Here is a 22,594-nt window from a genome sequence, read left to right as displayed (position 1 = left end):
TCTCATGTCGTTTTATTTCATCATGGTTGGAAAAAGCGCACCTTGCGGCGCGCCTCCGTTACGCTGTTTTATTTAGCAGTAACTCCGTATTCGGACATCCAATCCTTGATTCCCTGTATACTTCCTCCCCAGCCCTCAACATACTCGGACAGCTCTGAAGTGGAGATTTGTTTGTCAGGCAGCGCATCACGCTGTACATAGACCGGGTTGAGAACCACTTGATCCTCTGTCTCATCCCCATTCAGCTTCTGATACGCATAACGAACCTGAACACGTCCAATGTCTGTTGGATCAACTGCTGCGGAAGCTACCCAAGGGTTTTTCGGATCCTGGATCATCTGCAAGTCTTCATCACTCATGTCAATACCATATACCTTAATCTCGTCACGTCCTGCTTGCTGAATGGCACGCGCTGCACCTTTGGCGAACTCATCCCATGCAGTCCATACTGCTGTAATTTCACCTTTTGGATATTGTTTCAGAATCGCTTCCATTTTGGCTTGTGTATCCAGCGCCGGGTTCTGAGCTGAACCAAACGTTGCAATCTCCTTGATGTCCGGGTTCTCTTTCAGGAACTTGCCATAAGCAACCTGACGACGTTCCATTGGTGCAAAGCCGGCCACCCATACTTTTACGATATTGCCTTGGCCATTAATATCTTTTTTCATTTGCTCCAGCGTAAGCTCAGCCATCTTCTGGTCATCCTGGGATAACACTGTTGCGCCCTTAACGCTAATGTCTGCATCGAACACAACAACCGGGATATTTTGTTCTACTGCCTTTTTCACGCCCGGCGTCAGCAAGGAATCCCCATGATCCGTTAGAATGGCATCGAATTTCTGGTTAATTGCGCTATCGAGCAACGATACCATTTTGGCTTTATCATTATCGGCAACAAACGTCGTCAGTTGTCCACCGAATTTTTCGATTTCTTCTTTAACTCCTTGCACATATTGCTGTGAGAACGTACCTGTATTAAATTCCATAATCAGTGCAATTCGTTTTCCGCTGAGTGGACCTGTTACTGCTTCGGTTTGAGGCTTGTCCTCTGTTGCTCCGGAAGCTGTAGTTGAAGCAGGTTCTTTTTTAATTCCGCAAGCGGACAACGCCAATGTAAATACAAGCAGCACACTCAACCATACCCATTTTGTATCTTTCCTTCTCATCTCTTTCTCCCCCTGTTCACACTCTCTGTGATCTCGATCACAATAGTTGAATATTAATATAACGGCTAATCCCTAGTATGTAAATGGGTTTTAGTAATTTAAAGCTAAAACTCGTTAAGTTTTTATTTGAAACTAAAGTATCTTATCCAGTTCATCCAAAATCATGAAAATTAAACAAGAAAAAGACCGCCAGGGGTACCCCTACGGCCTTTTGGAGTTACAGAATGATGGCGATTAATCCACCTGAACCTTCGTTAATGATACGTCCCAGCGTCTCTTGCAACTTGTATCGTGCGTTGTCTGGCATCATCGCAATTTTACCCTGAATGCCTTCTCTCACGATGGAGTGCAGTGAACGACCGAACATATCTGAATCCCATACCTTGATCGGATCGTTCTCGAAGTCCTGCATCAAGTACCTCACCAGTTCCTCACTCTGTTTTTCCGTTCCGATAATCGGTGCAAACTCCGATTCCACATCGACCCGGATCATATGAATGGATGGTGCGGTTGCTTTCAGGCGGACGCCGAATTTGGTACCCTGGCGGATGAGTTCTGGCTCATCCAGTGCCATCTCGGCAAGGGATGGAGCTGCGATACCGTAGCCAGTCGTTTTGACCATCTCCAGCGCCTCAGCGAAGCGATCATACTCCCTCTTCGCATGGGAGAATTCCTGCATCAATTGCAGCAGATGATCCTTGCCTCGAATTTCAATGCCAACCACTTCCACGAGGATCTGATCGTATAATTCATCCGGTGCATACAGATCAATTTCTGCCACACCCTGCCCCATATTCATGCCGCTCAGACCGGCTCGGTCGATGAATTCATATTCCATGAACTGAGCAACAACCCGATCCACGTCACGCAGCCTCCGGATATCCTTAACCGTGTCGCGTACGGAATTTTCGTAGTTGCTGCGCAGCCAGTGGTTTTCATTCAGTACCATCACCCAGCTCGGCAGATTCACATTCACTTCGTGTACAGGGAACTCATACAGCACTTCGCGAAGCACACCTGTCACATCATCTTCTGTCATTGTAGCTGCACTGAGTGTCATAACCGGAATGTCATACTTGGCAGCAAGCTCACTGCGCAATTGCAGCGCTTCTTCACTGCGAGGGCGAGTCGAGTTGATCACCAGTACAAACGGTTTGCCCACTTCCTTCAGTTCGGCTATGACGCGTTCCTCTGATTCCACATAGGAACTCCGGGCAATCTCAGCGATCGTGCCATCTGTTGTGACCACCACACCCAGTGTGGAGTGCTCCTGAATGACTTTGCGTGTACCAATTTCGGCAGCTTCCTGGAAAGGAATCGGTTCTTCGAACCAAGGCGTGGAGATCATGCGTGGTCCATTCTCATCCTCGTATCCCTTGGCTCCTTCCACTGCGTAACCTACACAATCCACAAGGCGCACATTGACATCAAGTCCCTCGGCTACCTTGATTTGAACCGCGTTATTCGGTACGAATTTTGGCTCCGTAGTCATGATTGTTTTGCCAGCTGCGCTCTGTGGCAGTTCATCTACTGCCCTCACGCGGTCTGCCTCGTTTGTAATGTTTGGCAACACAATCGTTTCCATGAAACGTTTGATAAATGTTGATTTACCTGTCCGGACTGCGCCGACAACCCCGAGATAGATATCCCCTCCGGTCCGCTCGGCAATGTCCTTAAAAATGTCCACTTTCTCCAATGAAATCCCCTCCCTAAATTACTCCGAAGGAAAAATGCTAAAGAGCATCCGCTTCGTTTTTTCAATCAGAAGACTGAAATCCCTGCAACGGTAGAGCCGCCTTTGTGAGTGCCCGGAAGTCGTCCGCCGCCGAACGTTGCATTCTGATGAAACCGGCGAAAGCGGCGTTAACTCGTACATGCAATTGGACTAGTATCATCTTATGTATCCGTATGCAGCATTATGACGCGTATTTTTTGTTTTTTTCTCAAGGTAGCTGCCTTAAGAGAATCGCCCCGCTCTCGGACTGCGCGTCTTTATTACAATCTACTTTATGAGCGTGCCGAAGCTTTTATGCCGGATCATTGATTTGGTTTTCGTGGTACCGTTCAAGCCGTACAGGAGGTATACTGTGAAGGTAAGGCATTTTTTAGCAGAGAAGAGCAGAGATAACGAGCTGAGAAAGGTGAGATGAGCGTGGCACAGATCAAAGTATATGGACTAGGTGAGCACTTGAACCCATTGAAAGAGCAGCTTTCACAAGTTATACACTCCGTTATGGTGGATGTTGTGGGATTACCGGAGAACAAGAAGTTTCAACGTTACTTTCCCATGAACACGGATGATTTTCTTTTTCCCTCTGATCGTTCAGCAGGGTATACCATTATTGAAATCAGCATGTTCGAAGGCCGAACAGATCAAGTCAAGAAAGAACTCATTCAGCAATTATTCACACGGATGAACGAACAGTTGAAATTGTCGCCCAATGATGTGGAGATTACTATATTTGAAACACCGCGCAGTCATTGGGGTATTCGGGGATTACCCGGTGATGAACTTGACTTGAGTTATAAAGTGGAGGTCTGAACAAAGTAATCTGAATATAGCTTATGGACCATATGATGTGACTATAAACCAACTTATAAGAAAGAGATATCCCGTGATGCGGAATATCTCTTTTTTTTTACCTTAAGGACAATCAATAGATTGCGTGCATTCGAATCGAATTAACGCTCATTATTACTTTGTTGCAATCGGGGTGTTATTCTGCCAGGTATAGGCGACTGATTTTACAGGGACAAAGTAAGAATGCTCCAGCAAGAATTCACGCAAATCTTCCACTTTTGTTGGAGCATTATCTGACTTCTCTACAGCCTGCATAATGTCAAAAGCATAATCTACATAGACATTGCCCTCGTCATCCATCATGAAAGGCAGCTCCTGACCCGAATATACACTATTCAGTGTAACCGCTGGGGCACCAGCCTGTGCGGCTTGCTCCATATCTACAGCGTATAGCCCCGGATACAGTTCTTCCCCACTTGGCAGTTGATTGTTATGTACGGACTTGTACTGATTGACCATTCGTTGAACATCATTTACTTTCTGTACCGTTTGAAGATCCATGACTTTGACTGTCGGGTTCACTTCTTCATCCTGAATGAGAAAGTAAGCGCTCCCACCACTTTCAAACGCCGTGCCGGGTATTTCATCTAGATACCCCTGCTGTTTCAGCTTGGACAGATCAACTCTGAATTTTTCATATTTCGGTGTTTCCATATCTGCGTTGACCATGGGCAAAATCCCCTGATCCTGTTGGAATGCTTCTACCGCAGTTTGAATACGGCTTACGCTTTCCCTATAAGCTATTTTGGGATCGGGATTACTCTGGGATTGATACATACACCCCGTTGCTGTAAAAGCAAACAATAGGAATAAGAGTAGACAGGACATCTTCTGCAAATGACGCCTCTGCCCTCTTGGTTTCACGTTCTTCGTCATATTCACGTTCATCCGTATCCTCCTTGAATCGTTCCACTCAGGTATTCTTAGAACCAATCGTCCTCTTCCTGCTGCTGACGCTCCAACTGTTTACGAATCGCTGCCTTCAGAGGGTCCTCCGGAACATGAACCGTCACCGATCCCCGCACCTTCGCCTGACATGACAGTCGAGTGCCTGCATCCAGCAGTGAACCTAGCTTACGCTTCTCCGCATCTGTTGGTGGATGCAGCGCTGCTAGATGTTCCGAATCTACTTTCACCTTACACATCAGGCAGGCTGCCTTTCCATCACATCGCGTTGCTATTTTAACCCCTGCACGGCGTGCAGCATTTAACAGCGTTACCCCTGGCTTTAGCCGAATCGTTTTATTTTGCGGTAAAAATGTAATATTGTAATCCATCATTCTTCCTCCCAACCTACTGAGGCCATTCGAAGCCAACGAGCTCTTCCACTTCTGCTCTGAATCGGCTTGTCCATATATTTTGCTTCCCCAATAAAGTCATTAGAGGTTGATGTGATTCAGGCATCTGCCGAATCTGCCTTGCAATGGGTTCGTAACGATCGGCACGGCCTCTCATTAGATTGAACAACAGCTCATGAGCAAGCGGCATTAGACGCAATGTGTAAGAACCTACTTTGGCTTCAGGTGCATACTCGGCCAATACATGCTCAATTTCAATGCGGTACCAACTCTTACGTGACCACACTTCGAAACCCCCAACCAGTTCCAAGGCACAAGTCCCTACCTGATAATGACTGAGTAGCGAGGCATAAGGTCCCGTCTTATCTACGACAGGCTCGTCCAGTACCATTCCAGGCGCAGATTTATGCAGCAACTTCGCGGCGGTGATATCAGCGTAAATGTCAATATCTCTGGGAGCCTGCTGTAATTCCACCTGCTGGAGCAACAACCCACAGCTTCCCCCAAGCAGCCACGTATAAGGCTCTGCATCCCAAGCTTTCGCCGTTTCCAGCAAAGCCGCGTGTAATTCCGGATAGCGCTCTGTCCGATCCTCCGTTTCATGCGACCTCATCGGCTCACCTTCCCTTCATCCGTTTTCGTTGTGTCAGTTCTTATGATGTGTTTATGCGGATGTTATCTCTCAGGCGAGAAAGATCAGGTCAGAGAAGCTATTCCGCCGAAAAGGCCAATCAGCATAATGAGAAAAGCGATTAAAGAAAGAATGCCCCGTACAACGCCTTTCGTTTTGGATCGAGCAAACGTAATCAGGAATACAGATAGTCCCATAATGAGGATTGCGACCAATGATAGCCACATCTTGTCCATCGCGTTCATAATCGAGAGTTCTCCCCTTCAGTCCGTTATTCATCACTGACACTGTGACAATTGCAACTATTATAACACGAAACATTGCTCAGCTTTCCAAAAAAAAGACAAAAAGCAAGCCGGCAGATGCCGACTTGTCTTTTTGTCTTGCTCGATCGCCTGCATAACAGGCGCGATCTTATTTTTTCATCATCATTTTCATTAATGATTCCATACTGTTTGGGTTTAATCCGCTTTTTTTGACGGCACTCACGATATCCTGAACTGTATCCTCAGATACCGGCACTTTCGCCATGGCGGATACTTGCTTGATCAGTTGGCGCAACTGAGCTTCATTCTGCATGGTGGACGGTTTTACTGTACTCGCCAATTTCTTGACGGCACCTTCCGTGATCGATTTTCCTGTTTTTTTGTTGATCGCTTTCAGCGCTTCCTTGGAAATGTTGTTACCCATTCGTCTCCCCTCCTCCGGCAATACTCATGTGTATAATATGAGTGCACCGCAAAAAAGGTGAATAAGCTTCTCATTTCGGGAAAGCTGCCTAAGCTCTAACATCAGGAATGCCACTGCTCCCAAGTCTCAAGCGTCATAACTTCCATTTCGGTCTTGGGATCACGTCCCATCAAAGCTTCAACCGCATCCCGCGGCTGTCTCTCCTGAAAAAGAACATGATAAAGCTGATCTGCAATCGGCATTTGCACACCGTATTTCTGAGAAATAAAGTATGCAGCCTGCGTAGTCCGGATTCCTTCCACAACCATGCCCATGGAATTCAACACATCGTCCAGCTTCTGTCCTTTGCCCAGCATAGAACCTGCTCTCCAGTTACGGCTATGCTGACTCGTCGCAGTCACGACCAAATCGCCGATCCCTGCAAGTCCAGAGAACGTGAGCGGATTCGCTCCCATCTCCACACCGATGCGTGTGATCTCGGCCAGCCCACGTGTTAGCAACGCTGCTTTGGCATTGTCACCAAAGTTAAGCCCGTCTGACATACCTGCTCCCAGCGCGATAATATTTTTGAACGCTCCCGCCAGTTCTACACCAATCATATCTCGATTTGTGTACACACGGAAATAAGCATTCATAAATAAACCTTGGGCTGCCTCGGCAGAAGCTTTATCCAGTGATGCCACAACCACCGTTGTTGGGCAACGCTTAACCACTTCTTCCGCATGGCTTGGGCCAGAAAGTACGACGACACGTCCTTCTTCACATTCAAGTTCTTCCGAAATGACCGTGGACATGCGTTTCAGGCTTTCTGTCTCAAATCCCTTGGTTGCATGAATGATTAACATTTCCGGTTTGTAATAGGCCTTAAGCTGATGAGCAACCGAACGCATTGCCGATGAAGGAGCAACAATTAACACAGCAGAAGCCCCTTCAACTGCCGTCGCCATATCCGTTGTTGCCTGAATAAGGGGTGACAGCTCTGCATCGGGAAGGAAGCGTTGGTTTGTATGTTTATTATTGATCTCTGCGGCCTGGTCTTCACCACGTGTCCACATGATCACATCCAGTTGATTAGCAGCCAATACACTGGCAAGTGCAGTACCCCAACTACCCGCAACCAGAACAGCAACTTTTTTAGACAACGCGTTTTCCCCCTCCAGGGTTTTTCGATCCCAATTTATTTTCCTGTCCTTTGGCGAGCTTCGCAATATTGGTACGATGTCTCCAGAACGCAAACAGACAAATAATCAGACTTCCCCAGAAGATACTCATTGAATATCCGGGTAACACAAGGATGAAGAGCGGTGTCAAAGCTACAAAAATAAGGGAACCCAATGAAACATATCGTGTCAATACGATGGACAGGATGGCAAATACCCCGGCGCACAGCGCAGGAATAAGTGCAAGAGTCACGAGTACACCAATCGCTGTCGCGATTCCTTTTCCTCCACGGAAACGGAAATACAGCGGCCAGTTATGTCCTGCAATGGCAGCTATACCACTAAGTGCAGGAATCCAATCGGAACCATTGCTGAACCAAACCCCAATCCAAACGGCCGCAATACCTTTGAGAACATCCAGCAGCAGTACCAGAATTGCCGGTCCTTTACCCAATATCCGCAATGTATTGGTAGCTCCTGCATTTCCGCTTCCGTGCTGGCGGATATCGATCCCCCGTAGCGCTTTTGCAAGGAGGACACTAAAGCTGATTGAACCGAGCAGGTAGCTCAGTACAATCGCTGCGATTTGTAAAATCACAAACTTCTCCCCTAACCTTCGTCGGACTTCCTCCGAGTAAATATGCGAATTGGCGTCCCTTCAAAATCAAACGCTGCACGAATTTTATTCTCCAGGTAGCGTTCATAAGAAAAGTGCATCAATTCCGGATCGTTCACAAAAATAACCATGGTCGGAGGTTTAACGGCAACCTGAGTCACATAGTTGATTCTCATTCTGCGTCCTTTATCTGTTGGTGGTGGATTAATCGCCACGGCATCAGACACTACATCGTTAAGCAGATGCGTCTGAACACGCATAGAATGCTGTTGGGCTACACGTTGCACAACAGGCAACAATTTTTGTAAGCGTTGTTTTGTCTTGGCTGACAAAAATACAACCGGAGCATAAGTCATAAACAGGAAATGATCCCGAATTTTCTTCTCAAACTCATTCATTGTTTTATCAGACTTCTCTACAACGTCCCATTTGTTCACAACAAACATGGAAGCTTTACCGGCTTCGAATGCATAACCCGCTATATGCTTGTCCTGCTCAATAATGCCCTCTTCGCCATTAATTACAATCAGAACAACATCTGCACGCTCAATGGCACGCATCGCACGCATTACGCTGTATTTCTCCGTGGTTTCATAGACTTTACCACGTTTACGCATACCTGCTGTATCAATCAACACATAACGCTGACCGTCTTTTTCAAACGGTGTATCGATTGCGTCCCGTGTCGTTCCAGCAACATCACTGACAATAACACGTTCTTCGCCCAAAATGGCGTTCACCAATGAAGATTTACCCACGTTAGGACGTCCGATCAGAGCTACACGAATGACATCGTCATCGTAAGTCTCTTCCTCAAGTTCAGGCAATTTCTCTACGATGGCGTCGAGCAAATCACCTACACCTGTACCATGACTTCCCGATACTCCGATTGGATCACCAAATCCAAATCCATAAAACTCATAAATGAGCTCACTTCGCCCGATATTATCCACTTTGTTAACGGCTACAACGATAGGCTTGCCTGAGCGGTACAACATCTCTGCGACTTCTTCATCAGATTGCGTAATCCCTGCTTTTGCATCACACATGAATACAATAACATCCGCTTCTTCAATGGCGAGCTCTGCCTGCATCCGGATTGATTTTAAAATGACGTCCTCGCCGTCGATTTCGATACCACCTGTATCGATAATGCTAAATGGTTTACCGTTCCATTCGCCGATTCCGTAGATACGGTCACGGGTAATGCCCGGCTTGTCTTCCACAATGGCCAATCTGTCGCCGATGATCCGATTAAAAATGGTGGATTTGCCCACATTCGGTCGCCCGACAATTGCCACAACGGGTCTTGCCATACATTCCACTCCTCCTGTCCATACTTACGATACTCATCATAGCAAAAAACGCCTGTCTTGGCTAACGTTTCATGCCGTTATACACGCAATAAAAACAATCGGCGAACCCGCTGGGGCTCGCCGATCTTGCTTTTATTGTTCAGCAAAATATGCAGTATATAACTTAGAACCATGCATTTATAACTTATTTGAATTTGCTGAGTTTGTCACCGAAGCGCTCGCCAAGCGTGATGCTCAGACCTTGATTGCTCAAGGAAACGTTCGGGTTGTTGATTTCTTCACGTGGAGCGTTGTTTCTAGCAGGTCTTTCTGATTTTGGCGCTTGAGCAGGAGCTTCTTCAGTTTCCTTGATGCTCAGGCTTACACGTTGCTCAGAAGGATTCATGTCCAAGATTTTAACTTGAACTTCTTGTCCTTCTTTCAACACTTCGTGCGGAGTGCCAATATGTTTGTGGGAGATTTGCGAGATATGCACAAGTCCCTCAACACCAGGAGCGATTTCAACGAAAGCACCGAAGTCAACCAGACGTTTTACAACACCTGTTACGATATCGCTAGAGTTGAATTTGTCGCCAGCTGTTTCCCAAGGACCTGGTTGAACAGCTTTCATGCTCAGGCTGATTTTACCTTTTTCAGGATCAACTTTAAGCACTTTAACGTTTACTTTATCGCCTTCAGACAGAACGTCCGATGGTTTGTCAACGTGTGTCCAAGCGAGCTCAGATACGTGAACCAATCCGTCTACTCCGCCTACATCAACGAAAGCACCGAATTGAGTCAAGCGTTGTACTGTACCTTCGATCACTTGACCTTCTTGCAAACCAGCCATAACTGTAGCTTTGTTTGCTTCAAATTCTTGCTCAAGTACGTCTTTTTGGGAAAGGATCACTTTGTTGTTCTCACGGTCGATCTCTTTCACTTTAACACGCAATGTGCGTCCTTTGTAATCGCTGAAATCTTCAACGAAATGGCGCTCTACCATGGAAGCCGGGATAAATCCGCGAACGCCCACGTCTGCTACCAGACCGCCTTTAACCACGTCAGCTACAACAACTTCGAATACGTCTTGGTCTTCAAAATGCTTTTGCAATTGATCCCAAGCGTTTTCGCTGTCGATTGCGCGTTTGGACAGAACGAGTTTTTCTTTCTCGTCGTCGATGCTAAGTACTTTAGCTTCAACTTCTTGTCCAACTTCAACTGCATCAGACGCGCTGTCTACGTGCAGGGAAGACAGTTCACGAATTGGAATTACACCGTCATATTTATATCCAATGCTCACATAGGCTTGGTTATCTTCCAATTTGACGATGGTTCCTTTTACGGTATCTCCTTTTTTCAAGGAAACGAATTGATCCAACTCATCTTGGGTTGCTTCTTGATTTTTCATTTCTTCCGACATGTCAAATACCCTCCTCAATTCAAAAACCCCATTATATTCAAACCTGCCTGTAGCAGAGTTCAAAACACTTTCAGAACTGAATGCATAGCTTAGCTTCCCTCAAAAAAATGGAAACATGCACTCAGTTGTCCGACGATACCGTTATTTGCTCGGCACGCCTGTTTGCACCATTTCATTAATTTTGGACATAATCTTCTCCGTCGCTCTCTCCAGCGCATCGCCGGATGGATCTTCTTTGAACTCGTCCAAATTCACCGGTGCTCCATACACAACTTTCATCTTACGAAAAACCTTGTAGTTACCGATAATAGCAGTAGGAATAACTGTAGCACCACTTCGGAGAGCAAAGCTCGCTGCCCCTTTTTTGCCGATGCCTCCATCATTGTGTCGGCTTCCCGATGGGAAAATGCCAAGCACTTCACCACCACGCAAAATGTTGAGTGAGGTCTTGATGGATTCCTTGCTGACGCCTCCACGTTTAACAGGGAAAGCGCCTACGGCTTTGATAATTCGGCCAAACACCGGAATATCAAACAATTCGCTTTTGGCCATGAAGCGCACCTGACGACGAATCTTGATACCAACCGTTGGAGGATCAAAGTTACTAATATGATTAGAACATAAAAGTACGCCGCCTTCATTCGGGATGTTCTCCCGTCCAACTGCCTCCAGGCGGAAAAGAATGGTGTAAATGATCCGCAGTAATGTGCTGCAAAATGTGTAAATCATAGACCGATCTCTCCTCTGACCATTGTGCAATAAGACACGATTTTGTCAACCACTTCATGGATGCTCATCTCGGTTGTATCGAGCACTGTAGCGTCCTCAGCACAACGAAGCGGGGATATTTCCCGACTTTCATCCAATTTGTCACGGGTGGCAATGTCTCGCTCAAGCTGCTGCAACGTCAGTCCTTCTGAGGGGTCCAGTTCTTTGAAGCGGCGAAGTGCACGCTCTTCCACACTGGCAGTCATGAAGATTTTCACTTCCGCGTCGGGCAATACTGTCGTTCCGATATCGCGTCCATCCATGACGACGCCCTTGCGCAAAGCCATTTGCCGCTGTGTATCCACCAATTGCGTACGCAGCCCCTCGATTTGCGCATATCGGGACACGATTCCCGTCACTTCACGGGAGCGGATTTCCGCGGTTACATCTTCCCCATTACAGAACACTTTCTGTCCGTCGGGATCCGGTTGTAAATCAATGACCAGCTTTTGGGTTTCCTGAAGCACCTCTGGCACATCTTCCGGTGAAATACCTTTTCGAAGCATATGCAAGGTTACCGCACGGTACATTGCGCCACTATCGACGTATATATACGCGAGCGCCTCTGCAACCAATCGGGCCACCGTGCTTTTCCCGGCGCCGGCAGGTCCGTCAATTGCAACGTTCATCTTCCCGTTCTCTGATGTGTTCTGGCTTGCCAACGGGGCATTCCTCCTCAAACGATAAGCCTCAATAAAAAAACAGGCATTGCCTGCATCGTCAAAATTATACCACACTATACACATGGATGCAAAAACAGACAAATCAGTGATGCGATTGTTCGTGTACCGTTTGCATCTGAATTGGTGTTCCTTCCAGACGATCAATCGAGGTCATATTCTTTTTCATATCAGGCACAAGAAGTAACAACTGATAGATCACAAGCATAATAAGAAGAGCTGTAATTAGTATCAGAGCTCTCCTTTCCATTCGCTTGGATAAAACATAATATAGGCGCTCGTATCTGCGGGATGCATGGCGATTGTTCACAAGCTGAACCTCCGTTTTTTCCATTACAGTGCCCACTGCTGCATTTTTTTATCCCAGCCAATCCCCATTCTTTATTTCGTACGATAATCCAATTGTCGTTCAAAACAAAACTTGATGATCTTCTGCCGTTCCGAATCCGTAATCTGCACAAACTTTAACATCCATAGCTGTCTGCCTGTTTCCAGTGTTTTGATCCGTACCACTTCAGCTTCAAAATTCGCATGCTCAATCGCTGCATTACGATAAGGAATAAGCAACCAGCACTTGAGCTTCTGCCCTTCCGCAATAGCAAAACCGGGTTCACCATAAATGGACAATCCCCCGCCGCCGATATCTTCAGTCAATCCCACGGCTCGGGTTAGATCTTCGCTCTGGATGGCCATTTCAAGGTTTGCATGAACACGCAGAAAACTGCGACGCTGGATTTTGGTGATGTCGTCCGGCAATGGCTTGCGAATTCGTACAAGCCGAACTACATCTTCTTCAAATCCGGTCACATACGTGTTGAAATAATGACGTACCCCGTCTTCCGTAATATAAGAAATGGACAATTCCTCACCAAAAAACAACCGTTTCAGCCGACTGCTTCCCTGCTGCATCGGAACTTCGATCAGGAAACTGTTATCATCCACATCCGCTATACGTGATTTATATTCTTTGCTTTCCTCTTTTTCATCTGCAGAGGCAATCTGGATGTATAAAACTTCATTTATTTTGGGAAACAAGCTGTTCACCGCCACCTTAGCTTTTTATCTTCATATCGTATGTACAGGGACTATTATACCATGACCTTTCTCATAGTGGACAGCAAAAAAACAGACCACCACGTGGTCTGCTCCGTCATCTATTTGCATTTTACAGGCTGCCTTTCTCTTGATCTTATGTGGTCTCATTCACCGGTTTGATCTCCTCAACGGCTTCCTCCATACCTGTATCGGCGTTGATGTAAATTTTATATTTTGCACCATTAATGCGTCCACCAAATTCGTAGCACAGAACTTCTTTGCTGTAATCATTCTTAATGAGTGATTTCCGAGCGTAGCTTTCCTTGAATTCTGGATTCAGCTTTTTGCGGGCTTGTTCAACCGTGAGCGCAGCTTTTGGAATCTCCCGCTTTTTCTGATGCTCATATACAAAATCACTTGCCTGGAAGCCGGTAACATCCCCATTATCAAGGCCAACCCTAACAGACATTTTTTCTGGATAAATCAGGGTATCGCCTTGTTTGCGCACATAGGTCAGGTTACCGAGATTACCAAACTCGTCATAATTGACTGCCTTCATATCTTTGTAACCCTTATTGGAAAGGAATCGATCCGCTTTTGACATGGCTTCTTTACGTGTTACTTTCTTCGTCCCGATTGGACGAGTATCACTGTAAGAGATGAGCAAACCGCCATTACGGGTGAAGTCCATACTTAATTTACTGTCTTTGGATTGATCAATCGTGGCTGTGTACGATTCCCAATCTGTACCTTTACCATTTTCCTGTACTTGAATCTTGCCGTGTTCAGCATCGGAAAACTTTGCAGCTTTAGTCTGGATCTGCTCTTTGGTCATTGGTAAGCCATCCAGCTTTTTGACCGTACGTTTGGCATAAATGCTGGAGACTGAAGGACCCCAGTCAAGTTCAGGGTATTCCTGTACCTTTTTGTTGACTGTCCGGAATCCATCCACGATGGTATTGTCCATCGTTTGCTCTTCCGTTGCCATAGCTGACTCGGCATCCATCCAGCGTAAACGGTCAGAAATGACTTTCTGCTGTACATCCTGCAGATTTTTGGTTATCTCGGATGAATTAGCATACAGTTTTTTCAAGTTGCCCATTTCTTTTTCACTTAAAGGTTCATTGGTCAGATCACGCATGGACGCCTGATAAGCAAAGTTGGAGATGCGGGAGAGAAACTCCTCCGTTTCACTGAATGGCAGCATCGTAAGCGGCAATTGGTTAATCTCATTCTGAGCTTCACTGGTGAGTCGCCATACGTTCATCAGACCTTTGCGATGCATCCCTTGGGACGTAGCATGGACTGCCAACGTATTCCCAATCTCCGAGTGCAATTTGTCCATATGAAAAGATAAATCGTGAAAAGCACGCTGATATTGATTCTCTGCCTTGATCAGAATTGCATTTTTCTCCTGGTTCTCTTGGTAACCCCATACGAGAGCACCGATTAACAGAACTGCAAATATCGGAAACATAACTGAACTTAAACGTTTATACATCGGTAGAGTCTCCTTTCTTCTAAGCCACTACCTCTATTGTGGATCGAAGAAAGACCTCTTATGCATGCGATTTCCAGTCTGTCCAAGGACGGGCTTATCACGCATGGCCCCAAACGGTCTGTTTAATTCAATTGCACCCAGCTTGTGCCGCCATCTTCCTCAATTTCGAACTGGTCCCGATTGTCACACAAACACTGTTTAAAACCGGTCTCAATTCTTCCTCGTTCCTTCTTGCCTCGCAGCGTAAAACGTTCTCCACATTGCTTGCATCTGATTTTAATTTTGATTCTCATCACGCTTATCCCCGTTTCTATTGGTCTTTCCCCGGGAATTTTTATTTTATCGCAACAAAAAACACACCGGGGCATCAGGCGCAGGTTGCGCTCCATGTCCACCAGTGTGTCCGTATTTTTATAATTTAATCTCTTCCTCACGCTTCACAAAACGAAAAGGAGAACGATTGTTGGCCCTTGTAATCTTGCCCATCGCACCGTACCATAATCCCGCCATCAACGGCGCAATGAACCATAACCAATGATTCACCATGGTATTCATAATGACATCGTAAAGCGCATGCCAGAAGAACGGTAAAACGAGTGAGAGCATAAGAAACCAACGTTTTTTCTTGCCATCCGAGAACTTGGCCCGCCCCATGTAATAACCCATAATTACTGCAAACATGGCGTGACCCGATACAGGAAGCAATGCACGAATGAACATGGCTGAGACGGAAGCATTCCCCGCAAAGGCATACAACACATTCTCAACCGTAGCAAATCCGAGTGAAACCGCAACGGAGTATAGAATCCCATCATATGGCTCGTCAAATTCGGTATGGTTATAAATAATATGGTATATCACAAACCATTTAATGAATTCTTCAACCCCACCTGAAATCAGGATGGCTTCAACATAAGGATTATCTCCAAGCCAGATCATCATGCCACGCTGAATAATCATCACAGGTAATACCATCAGAATCCCCATGAGAAAGACTCGAAATACCATGTGAAGAGGTTCAGAGTCATAACGGTCTTTCAGATAAAAATATGTTAACAAGGCGAGACCCGGAGCTACTGCTGCCGCTAAAACCGAAAACAAAAGCACCGAAATTCCCTCCTCCGACTAAGACGCGATTACAACTAGAGCTTACTCCTGACGTTTAAAGTGGGTGCAGATAACCTCAACCGCTTGTTCAGGCATAACAACCTTTCCATACTCTTCCATGACTGCTGGAGTGACTGAAGACCCTTCACCGAATTCAGCAAGCAACGCAATCAATGCTGCATGTTTGGTGGAATCCAAGTCATCCGGTTCAAAATGCAAAAACCACTTGTCTTTATAGGAATAAAGTCTTCCAGCATCCGTTACGTGCTGATGCAGCATATGTGCAGCCTCAATTAGCACTTCAAAATCTTTGAATGCATAGACGATGGAATCGCTCTGCTCAAGTGTAACTTCCATCTCATATACTTCTTCAGGCAGATCATCCTCATTACCTGAACCATATTGTTGCGGATCATATTTCCCCCGGGTGACAATGACAACCATCCCTTGAGCGGGAAGTGCGAATACTTCGACAGCAAGTGGACCTGTAGCATCAAATCCAAGTTCGGAATAAGCCTGGTCCATCATTTCAGTGAACAGTTCATGAACTTTAGGTATTTCCTGCCACATATCTTCTTTTTGTATTCCGCGCTCGCTCAGATCGTCAAAGGTCAGGAAAATCCGTATCTTATCGTGACTTAATCGTTCTATTTTCATACAGGATCTCCCCTTTATAAGCAAGTCTTATAACAGATTATGAAGCACAAAACAATATGTGCTGAAAATAAATCTATGTAGTTATGTTATCATTTTATACCTGCAAATGCACGAAGTAAAATCGACAAAAAAAGAATCATTCCACATCAAAACAGGACTGTGGATGATTCTAATGGGAGGTTTGTGTTTATAAACCCGGTACTGTTGTGTTTGTTTGAGTTAAAATTTGCTCAACTTCATGTTTAACATCCGGATTGGTGCGAATAAAATCTTTGAGCATGTTCATGTTCTCCTCTTTTTCCTGCGGAGTGATCGGCTTTGCACTTTTTTTATGCGTGCTTTTGTGGGAATCTCCGCTTTGTTCGTTTGGCTTGGAGCTGAATCCGTCCATGCCCGGGAACGTCATCTCCATCATTTTGTGTTTGGCCTGATTCATCATGTTGCGGGATGAACCGGAAGACAACATAGACATTTTACCTTTGGACAGCCAAGAGCTGGCTGCTACGCCAATTACAACACCCCAGAAAAAGGATGACGCCTTCATTACACCAACCTCCTTTTAATGTTAAAATCACAACTAGTGTTTGCGGGAGTGCGTCATCTCATTCCGCATAAATACAGGAAAGCGAGTTGAAATCATGATTAGACACACCACCGCCTTAATTATGATCGCATGCATGCTGTTGTCTGCTTGTGGGAGCAAGGACGAAAAAACAACTGAATTCACGAAGTCCAACAATGAATCGGTTACTTCAACGCAGGATCAGCAGAACAAGCCAACTGTCACTGGCACAGGTGAAACGCCAACCACTGATTCTCCGTCCTCAACGGACTCCAATTCGGATCAAGAATCGCCAAGTGATGACGAAACATCTTCGACAGAAAAAGAAGGAACTAATAACAGTCCAGAGTCACAAGCAGCCGAAGATAATATCGAAAAAACGTATCACATGAACGCCAATTACTACATCAAACCCAACGATAAAACGAGTGAAAGCAAGATTGTATTGTTGACATTTGACGATGGGCCAAAAGAGGAAAAAATGATTAACGGATTAATCGATACCTTGGATAAACATAACGCGAAAGCGATATTTTTTGTTAACGGATACCGAGTGAAAAGTCATCCCGAGCTGCTCAAGATCATTCATGAACGTGGTCAAGTGGTAGGAAATCATGCGTGGGATCATGAAGATCTGAAAAAAATGTCTACCACGGCAGCCGCCAAACAAGTATCCGATGTGCAAAAGATTGTGAAAGAAACGATTGGTGTGGAACCCGAGTTCTTCCGCCCGCCGTTCGGTTCTGGAAATGATGCACTAAAGGCAACCGTCAAGAAAAACGACATGTTATATATGACATGGTCCAATGGCTCACTGGACTGGGATAAGAGCACCAAAAATAAACCGGAAAAAGTCATCCAGAATGTGATGGATCAGTTAAATCCCGGCAGTAATATTTTGATGCATGAGTTGCCATGGACGGTTGAAGCGTTGGATGAGCTGTTAACCAAACTTGAACAGAAAGGCTACATATTTGTCGACCCTCGCTCCATTGAACTGGAAGCCCGCTGAGCTTCGATTATATTTGTCCATATTCGGCTTAATATCAATCATTGATGAGTTAGTTGGAATTGACACGAAGGAACTTACAAAGTAATAACAAACAGCCTTGGTCCTATGCGGATCAAGGCTGTTTGTTTGAGAGCATTCGCAAAGTAATGATATGCATTTCTGCGGGACAACAAAGTCTGAACGGCAAATGATTTGTTCCGTATCCTTTGCTAACCAGCATTTTGCCTTCTTGCCCGGTATCCTTACCATCCTTTTTCAAAGAGAACCACCCGCTAGACACGGAGCGGTACGCTTTGTTAAGAAAGACAGGGCCGAAGCCTGGAATTACCAATTGTCCACCGTGGGTGTGACCACTCAACATCAGATCAACAGGTGCATTCAAGTGAAGAGCCTCTAAGGGATCGTGCACGACGGCAATCTTGCAATCTTTGTTGTCCAATTCTGCAAGCAGCGAATCCCCTCGCCGTGAACGATAATCAACCCCGACCAGACACAGTTTGCTTTTGCCTTTACGAAGGTAGACGTTAGAATCCTGCAAGAGTTGAACGCCCGTATCTCGGAATATACGTTCAAGATGCACAGTCCCTGCTCTTTTATCATGGTTCCCATACACTGTAAAGGTTGGTGCAATATAAGATAACAAGCTCATATTATGTCTGACGATGGACCATGAAATTCCTTTTTCAGCCACATCTCCCCCAATAATAACCCAGTCCACCTGATTGCGAAGATGTTCCAGATCATTCTTATTCAGCTTGCGTTTATGGATATCAGATAAATACAGGATTTTGCTGCCATCAAAAGAAGAGGGCAAATTCCGAAGTTCAACCTCTTCTGAAACAATGTGATGAAGATGCGCCTCACGCCACATATGAACCAGCAAGGCAATCACAGCCAAAATAACGGCAACGAACCAGACCAGTATTACCATGGCCATGGAAGGAAAGTATCCAAAGTAGGCGCTCCATTGATCCCCCACCAAACCAGACTGATCGTGAGCAAAACAAATATAAATATGAGCGAGTTAACAAATCGTTTACTGAGACGTAAACGGCGAGATGGATGAAGCTCAGTCCGCGTAGGAAGTGTGCCCGCTTCGGAAACAGATTCTTCTGATGGCTTTTCTGCTTTGTTGGCACGTGCTGGTGCCCGCCGGGGAAGTACCGGACTTTCCAGCGATGATGTATAAGACTTGCGTTGTGATCTTGGTATGGAGACCGAGGTAATTGGTGTGAGTCCTCCCACCTCTGAGGCAGCAGCTGGTTCAACAACCAGATTTACTTGAGAAGCTTCAGGACGCTCAGATGTCTCTGTCTTATCCGAGTGACGATGGCGCTGACTGCCGTATGTCTTCATTCTACTTAATTGCTGATTCATGATCCCCTCCGAAAACGTATCGCTAATCCAGACACCAAATCAATAATAAAATGACATAATATAGGCGCCCATAATGTGCCGGATTGCATATAAATCCAACCCAATCCATAGCTCGACACAAATACCCAACCCGTCGGAATCCAGTGCCGCAAATAGCGTATATGGATGACCGCAAATAAAATACTTGTCCAGTAAGGACCTAGCGCATACTGTATGGCTCCACGAAATAATAATTCTTCACAAACAGCAACGATGGCTGCTATGCATACAATGTGCCAGATTGGACGCTTGCGAAACAACATCTCGTTAATTCCCCCATCGTCCATGCTTTCTTGAGGAATAACATAAGAAAGAACGAGGTCCATAACAAGCATAATACCAGCTAGACCAAGCCCCCACCAAATAAAATGGTAACTGTGAGGCCACGCAAGTACATCAAAAAGATTTCTCTTCTGCAATAAAATCCATACAACCCCAATGATCAAAGTTAACCCTTGTGTAAAGTATAGATTGATCAGAAGCAAACGCTCGGTAAGTTGTTGTGGTTCAGCCTTCTGAATCTTGAACTTGGGAAACTTTAATTTTTTCATCGCCTGTGTCTGTCCTCTTGACTTATATTTGATGGATAACAAATTCGTTGTCCAATCGGATAGTATACTAAATGATAGCCAAAAAACCAAATAGGTTCAAGGCCTGCCCCAATTCCCGGTTTTTCAGCGAATCCAAATCTAATGAATTAGTTCATTAAAGCATTAAAATTCGATTCACAAAACAGCTTGTAATCGAGCTATTTTGATCAACGAAGGATGTCAATCCTTAACATCTATACGCCTTCTCCTCCACTGAAGAAAATGATATTAGTAAATCGAATTAAAACATTTAAGCCTATTGACATGCTCATGTCAGCCATGATACATTATGAAAAAATTAGTCACGTTAAACACGATGATGGAAAAAAGACGTTGCTTTGTCTTACAGAGAGCCGATGGATGGTGTAAATCGGTGGCAGGCAGATGATCTTGAGCGCTCCTGAGTTATTGCATTGAAATTGGAGTAGGTGCAATCGGTTTAGACCCGTTATCCTCTTCGGTCTTCATTGACCGCTAAGACTGTCGTTGCGAAACGGCGGTGAATTAGGGTGGTACCACGACAACTCTCGTCCCTTATTGCGCAAGCAGTATGTGGATTGAGAGTTTTTTGATTTATTTTAGAGTAATACGTGGGAATCGCCCTATTTGCTACACCCTCCTCCTCTACTGCGACACCGCGTTGTTGAGAGGAAGAGTTTCAATGGTTTTAAGGAATGCCTCTTTCGTGAGGTGAGACCTTGACGATATAGATACACATACCTAAGGAGGAAGAAACCATGTACAAAGTGTTAGTGTCGGACCCCATTAGTGATCTGGGAATTCAGCAACTGGTGGATGCAAATGATGTTGTAGTTGAGAAGAAAACAGGTCTTAGCGAAGATGAGCTTGTTGCAATTATTGGCAATTATGATGCCCTTCTAGTTCGAAGTCAGACTCGTGTAACGGATCGCATTATGACGGCAGGTACAAACCTTAAAGTCATCGGACGTGCTGGCGTAGGTGTAGATAACATTGATTTGGAAGCTGCTACCCAACGCGGTATCATTGTTATTAACGCCCCTGACGGTAACACGATTACGACATGTGAGCATACATTTGCCATGATGATGGCACTGGCACGACATATTCCTCAGGCATATGCCAAAACCATCCAAGGTACTTGGGATCGTAAAACCTTCCTGGGTGTGGAGTTAAGAAATAAAACACTGGGTGTGCTCGGTATGGGACGGATCGGTAGCGAAGTAGCTAAACGTGCCAAAGCATTCGGAATGGATATTCTAGCTTATGACCCGTTCCTCACTCAAGATCGGGCAGAGAAACTTCAGGTTAAGCTGGCTAGTGTGGATGACATCATTCGCAATGCCGACTTCATGACCGTTCACACACCATTAACACCTGAGACACGCCATATGATTTCCCGCCCACAATTTGAAGTAATGAAAAAAGGCATGCGTATTATCAACTGTGCCCGTGGCGGAGTCGTTGACGAAATGGCACTTGTAGAAGCAATTGATGAAGGTATCGTTGCTGGTGCAGCATTTGACGTATTCGAGAGCGAACCACCCGCTGCTGATCACCCGTTCCTGAATCATCCTAGCATTATTGTAACGCCTCATCTTGGTGCATCCACAGTAGAAGCACAAGAAAATGTAGCGATCGACGTATCCGAGCAAGTCCTGCATATCCTGCGCAATGAACCGTTCAAAAACGCAGTTAACATGCCTGCAGTAGCCCCAACTGTAATGAATAAACTGCAGCCGTACTTTAAACTGGGTGAAACACTGGGTAGCTTTGCAGCTCAGATCACTCAAAATGCAGTTCAGGAAATTCGAATCGATTACGCTGGAGATCTGTCTGAAGTGGATACTTCTCCTTTGACTCGTTACATTGTAAAAGGGATTCTCGCAAGGCATTTAGGCGGAGAAGCCAATATTGTCAACTCCATGCATTTGGCTAAAGTGCGGGATCTTAACGTAGTGGTTAGCCAAACTTCCGCGACGAAAGGATTTACTAATCTGATTACCGTCACACTTGTGACGAATCAGGATGCCGAGGAGCGTCGTGTGGCGGGCACGCTGCTTGCAGGTTATGGAGAGCGGATCGTGCGTCTGGACAAATTCCCAGTGGATATTGCTCCAGAAAGTCACCAAGTTCTGATTTCTCATAACGATAAACCAGGTATTATCGGGCGTGTTGGAACTTTACTTGGAGAGAACGAAGTTAACATCGCCTCCATGCAGGTTGGACGTAAAATCATTGGTGGGGCAGCGATCATGATTCTGACTGTTGACAAAGAAGTTCCAAAAGATGTGCTGGTGCAACTCGCAGCTCTTCAGGAAATCAATACTGCCGTTGAAATTGTACTCGGCTAGTATAATTTGAGGTTAACTAAGAAAGAGACGGAATCCTGGTAAGGGATCCGTCTCTTTCTGCATTCTTATGAGATCA

Annotated in this window: 26 protein-coding genes and 1 other annotated feature; of the genes, 3 read left to right on the top strand and 23 right to left on the bottom strand. The window is 45.5% G+C overall.

The features are described 5' to 3' along the window. Nucleotides 1-68: 68 nt before the first annotated feature. Both BMW94_RS17070 and spoIVA read right to left on the bottom strand, forming a co-directional pair. Nucleotides 69-1,166, bottom strand: a complete 1,098-nt coding sequence (locus BMW94_RS17070) for a sugar ABC transporter substrate-binding protein (RefSeq protein ID WP_091000240.1) — start codon at nt 1,164-1,166, stop codon at nt 69-71. Nucleotides 1,167-1,383: 217 nt separating this feature from the next. Beyond that, complete coding sequence (spoIVA, locus tag BMW94_RS17065) at nt 1,384-2,862, bottom strand: stage IV sporulation protein A (RefSeq protein WP_091000239.1); 1,479 nt, start codon at nt 2,860-2,862, stop codon at nt 1,384-1,386. Between the two features lie 456 nt (nt 2,863-3,318). Between spoIVA and BMW94_RS17060 the strand changes: the two genes are divergently transcribed. Then, complete coding sequence (locus BMW94_RS17060; protein ID WP_063566760.1) at nt 3,319-3,708, top strand: tautomerase family protein; 390 nt, start codon at nt 3,319-3,321, stop codon at nt 3,706-3,708. 153 nt (nt 3,709-3,861) lie between these two features. On the opposite strand, the gene BMW94_RS17055 is transcribed toward BMW94_RS17060, so the two are convergent. The 18 genes from BMW94_RS17055 to BMW94_RS16975 all read right to left on the bottom strand — a co-directional run bounded on the left by BMW94_RS17055 (nt 3,862) and on the right by BMW94_RS16975 (nt 17,149). Continuing rightward, nucleotides 3,862-4,635 (bottom strand): hypothetical protein, encoded by a 774-nt coding sequence (locus BMW94_RS17055; protein WP_254790269.1) that lies wholly within the window; start codon nt 4,633-4,635, stop codon nt 3,862-3,864. Between the two features lie 35 nt (nt 4,636-4,670). Then, a complete protein-coding gene (locus BMW94_RS17050; protein ID WP_063566759.1) occupies nt 4,671-5,024 on the bottom strand; it encodes a 2Fe-2S iron-sulfur cluster-binding protein in 354 nt (117 codons plus the stop codon). Between the two features lie 16 nt (nt 5,025-5,040). After that, nucleotides 5,041-5,658 (bottom strand): hypothetical protein, encoded by a 618-nt coding sequence (locus BMW94_RS17045; RefSeq protein ID WP_063566758.1) that lies wholly within the window; start codon nt 5,656-5,658, stop codon nt 5,041-5,043. Nucleotides 5,659-5,741: 83 nt separating this feature from the next. Continuing rightward, nucleotides 5,742-5,921, bottom strand: coding sequence for a DUF2768 family protein (locus tag BMW94_RS17040; RefSeq protein WP_063566757.1), 180 nt, complete (start codon nt 5,919-5,921; stop codon nt 5,742-5,744). A gap of 169 nt (nt 5,922-6,090) precedes the next feature. Further along, nucleotides 6,091-6,366: a stage VI sporulation protein F gene (locus BMW94_RS17035; RefSeq protein ID WP_091000238.1), complete on the bottom strand. Its 276-nt coding sequence runs from the start codon at nt 6,364-6,366 to the stop codon at nt 6,091-6,093. 101 nt (nt 6,367-6,467) lie between these two features. Continuing rightward, nucleotides 6,468-7,508: an NAD(P)H-dependent glycerol-3-phosphate dehydrogenase gene (locus tag BMW94_RS17030; RefSeq protein ID WP_091000237.1), complete on the bottom strand. Its 1,041-nt coding sequence runs from the start codon at nt 7,506-7,508 to the stop codon at nt 6,468-6,470. Further along, entirely contained in the window at nt 7,501-8,124 is a 624-nt protein-coding gene (gene plsY, locus BMW94_RS17025) for a glycerol-3-phosphate 1-O-acyltransferase PlsY (protein WP_076288925.1), read from the bottom strand. The genes BMW94_RS17030 and plsY overlap by 8 nt, the downstream gene beginning before the upstream one ends. An 11-nt stretch (nt 8,125-8,135) precedes the next feature. Continuing rightward, the gene (gene der, locus BMW94_RS17020; protein WP_024630683.1) at nt 8,136-9,458 is read right to left on the bottom strand and encodes a ribosome biogenesis GTPase Der; all 1,323 of its coding nucleotides are present in this window, start codon (nt 9,456-9,458) and stop codon (nt 8,136-8,138) included. Between the two features lie 184 nt (nt 9,459-9,642). After that, entirely contained in the window at nt 9,643-10,857 is a 1,215-nt protein-coding gene (gene rpsA / locus BMW94_RS17015) for a 30S ribosomal protein S1 (RefSeq protein ID WP_076288924.1), read from the bottom strand. A gap of 141 nt (nt 10,858-10,998) precedes the next feature. Then, nucleotides 10,999-11,586: a lysophospholipid acyltransferase family protein gene (locus BMW94_RS17010; RefSeq protein ID WP_091000236.1), complete on the bottom strand. Its 588-nt coding sequence runs from the start codon at nt 11,584-11,586 to the stop codon at nt 10,999-11,001. Continuing rightward, on the bottom strand, nt 11,583-12,287 hold the full coding sequence (gene cmk, locus BMW94_RS17005) for a (d)CMP kinase (protein WP_091000235.1): 705 nt from the start codon (nt 12,285-12,287) through the stop codon (nt 11,583-11,585). The genes BMW94_RS17010 and cmk overlap by 4 nt, the downstream gene beginning before the upstream one ends. 103 nt (nt 12,288-12,390) lie before the next feature. Continuing rightward, nucleotides 12,391-12,615, bottom strand: coding sequence for a hypothetical protein (locus BMW94_RS17000; RefSeq protein ID WP_139209360.1), 225 nt, complete (start codon nt 12,613-12,615; stop codon nt 12,391-12,393). Between the two features lie 71 nt (nt 12,616-12,686). After that, nucleotides 12,687-13,340, bottom strand: a complete 654-nt coding sequence (locus BMW94_RS16995; protein ID WP_091000233.1) for a flagellar brake protein — start codon at nt 13,338-13,340, stop codon at nt 12,687-12,689. A 154-nt stretch (nt 13,341-13,494) separates the two neighbouring features. Continuing rightward, entirely contained in the window at nt 13,495-14,841 is a 1,347-nt protein-coding gene (gene ypeB / locus BMW94_RS16990; RefSeq protein ID WP_091000232.1) for a germination protein YpeB, read from the bottom strand. Nucleotides 14,842-14,963: 122 nt separating this feature from the next. Further along, nucleotides 14,964-15,134, bottom strand: coding sequence for a hypothetical protein (locus tag BMW94_RS30565; protein ID WP_167434663.1), 171 nt, complete (start codon nt 15,132-15,134; stop codon nt 14,964-14,966). Nucleotides 15,135-15,252: 118 nt separating this feature from the next. Continuing rightward, the gene (gene prsW / locus BMW94_RS16985) at nt 15,253-15,948 is read right to left on the bottom strand and encodes a glutamic-type intramembrane protease PrsW (protein ID WP_091000231.1); all 696 of its coding nucleotides are present in this window, start codon (nt 15,946-15,948) and stop codon (nt 15,253-15,255) included. Between the two features lie 42 nt (nt 15,949-15,990). After that, nucleotides 15,991-16,605, bottom strand: coding sequence for a genetic competence negative regulator (locus BMW94_RS16980; protein ID WP_091000230.1), 615 nt, complete (start codon nt 16,603-16,605; stop codon nt 15,991-15,993). A gap of 187 nt (nt 16,606-16,792) precedes the next feature. Next, the gene (locus BMW94_RS16975; RefSeq protein ID WP_053780665.1) at nt 16,793-17,149 is read right to left on the bottom strand and encodes a hypothetical protein; all 357 of its coding nucleotides are present in this window, start codon (nt 17,147-17,149) and stop codon (nt 16,793-16,795) included. A 94-nt stretch (nt 17,150-17,243) separates the two neighbouring features. Between BMW94_RS16975 and BMW94_RS16970 the strand changes: the two genes are divergently transcribed. Next, nucleotides 17,244-18,179 (top strand): polysaccharide deacetylase family protein, encoded by a 936-nt coding sequence (locus tag BMW94_RS16970; protein ID WP_091000229.1) that lies wholly within the window; start codon nt 17,244-17,246, stop codon nt 18,177-18,179. Nucleotides 18,180-18,291: 112 nt separating this feature from the next. On the opposite strand, the gene BMW94_RS16965 is transcribed toward BMW94_RS16970, so the two are convergent. The 3 genes from BMW94_RS16965 to BMW94_RS16955 are packed head-to-tail and all read right to left on the bottom strand — an operon-like array spanning nt 18,292 to nt 20,146. Continuing rightward, nucleotides 18,292-19,116 carry a metallophosphoesterase gene (locus tag BMW94_RS16965; RefSeq protein ID WP_091000228.1) on the bottom strand — a complete coding sequence of 275 codons (825 nt, stop codon included), beginning with the start codon at nt 19,114-19,116 and terminating at the stop codon, nt 18,292-18,294. After that, nucleotides 19,104-19,556 carry a hypothetical protein gene (locus tag BMW94_RS16960; protein ID WP_091000227.1) on the bottom strand — a complete coding sequence of 151 codons (453 nt, stop codon included), beginning with the start codon at nt 19,554-19,556 and terminating at the stop codon, nt 19,104-19,106. The genes BMW94_RS16965 and BMW94_RS16960 overlap by 13 nt, the downstream gene beginning before the upstream one ends. Beyond that, entirely contained in the window at nt 19,553-20,146 is a 594-nt protein-coding gene (locus tag BMW94_RS16955) for a type II CAAX endopeptidase family protein (protein WP_091000226.1), read from the bottom strand. Before BMW94_RS16955 ends, BMW94_RS16960 begins: the two co-directional genes overlap by 4 nt. 346 nt (nt 20,147-20,492) lie before the next feature. After that, nucleotides 20,493-20,723: a binding site (T-box leader), on the top strand. A 199-nt stretch (nt 20,724-20,922) separates the two neighbouring features. Here BMW94_RS16955 and serA point away from each other — a divergent pair. Beyond that, nucleotides 20,923-22,518, top strand: coding sequence for a phosphoglycerate dehydrogenase (serA, locus tag BMW94_RS16950; RefSeq protein WP_091000225.1), 1,596 nt, complete (start codon nt 20,923-20,925; stop codon nt 22,516-22,518). Nucleotides 22,519-22,594 lie beyond the last annotated feature (76 nt).

Origin of the sequence: Paenibacillus sp. OK003, assembly GCF_900109515.1 — a bacterium.
GTDB lineage: Bacteria > Bacillota > Bacilli > Paenibacillales > Paenibacillaceae > Paenibacillus > Paenibacillus marchantiae.
The sequence above is the reverse complement of the archived record's forward strand: the minus strand, read 5'-3'. Positions and strand labels throughout refer to the sequence as shown.

Excerpts from the sequence above, each read along its gene's own strand:
- BMW94_RS17070 (WP_091000240.1), bottom strand. The coding sequence starts at position 1,166 with ATGAGAAGGAAAGATACAAAATGGGTATGGTTGAGTGTGCTGCTTGTA.
- BMW94_RS17055 (WP_254790269.1), bottom strand. The coding sequence starts at position 4,635 with ATGAACGTGAATATGACGAAGAACGTGAAACCAAGAGGGCAGAGGCGT.
- BMW94_RS17050 (WP_063566759.1), bottom strand. The coding sequence starts at position 5,024 with ATGGATTACAATATTACATTTTTACCGCAAAATAAAACGATTCGGCTA.
- BMW94_RS17045 (WP_063566758.1), bottom strand. The coding sequence starts at position 5,658 with ATGAGGTCGCATGAAACGGAGGATCGGACAGAGCGCTATCCGGAATTA.
- BMW94_RS17040 (WP_063566757.1), bottom strand. The coding sequence starts at position 5,921 with ATGAACGCGATGGACAAGATGTGGCTATCATTGGTCGCAATCCTCATT.
- BMW94_RS17035 (WP_091000238.1), bottom strand. The coding sequence starts at position 6,366 with ATGGGTAACAACATTTCCAAGGAAGCGCTGAAAGCGATCAACAAAAAA.
- der (WP_024630683.1), bottom strand. The coding sequence starts at position 9,458 with ATGGCAAGACCCGTTGTGGCAATTGTCGGGCGACCGAATGTGGGCAAA.
- rpsA (WP_076288924.1), bottom strand. The coding sequence starts at position 10,857 with ATGTCGGAAGAAATGAAAAATCAAGAAGCAACCCAAGATGAGTTGGAT.
- BMW94_RS17010 (WP_091000236.1), bottom strand. The coding sequence starts at position 11,586 with ATGATTTACACATTTTGCAGCACATTACTGCGGATCATTTACACCATT.
- ypeB (WP_091000232.1), bottom strand. The coding sequence starts at position 14,841 with ATGTATAAACGTTTAAGTTCAGTTATGTTTCCGATATTTGCAGTTCTG.
- BMW94_RS30565 (WP_167434663.1), bottom strand. The coding sequence starts at position 15,134 with ATGAGAATCAAAATTAAAATCAGATGCAAGCAATGTGGAGAACGTTTT.
- BMW94_RS16980 (WP_091000230.1), bottom strand. The coding sequence starts at position 16,605 with ATGAAAATAGAACGATTAAGTCACGATAAGATACGGATTTTCCTGACC.
- BMW94_RS16975 (WP_053780665.1), bottom strand. The coding sequence starts at position 17,149 with ATGAAGGCGTCATCCTTTTTCTGGGGTGTTGTAATTGGCGTAGCAGCC.
- BMW94_RS16970 (WP_091000229.1), top strand. The coding sequence starts at position 17,244 with ATGATTAGACACACCACCGCCTTAATTATGATCGCATGCATGCTGTTG.
- BMW94_RS16965 (WP_091000228.1), bottom strand. The coding sequence starts at position 19,116 with ATGGCCATGGTAATACTGGTCTGGTTCGTTGCCGTTATTTTGGCTGTG.
- BMW94_RS16960 (WP_091000227.1), bottom strand. The coding sequence starts at position 19,556 with ATGAATCAGCAATTAAGTAGAATGAAGACATACGGCAGTCAGCGCCAT.
- BMW94_RS16955 (WP_091000226.1), bottom strand. The coding sequence starts at position 20,146 with ATGAAAAAATTAAAGTTTCCCAAGTTCAAGATTCAGAAGGCTGAACCA.
- serA (WP_091000225.1), top strand. The coding sequence starts at position 20,923 with ATGTACAAAGTGTTAGTGTCGGACCCCATTAGTGATCTGGGAATTCAG.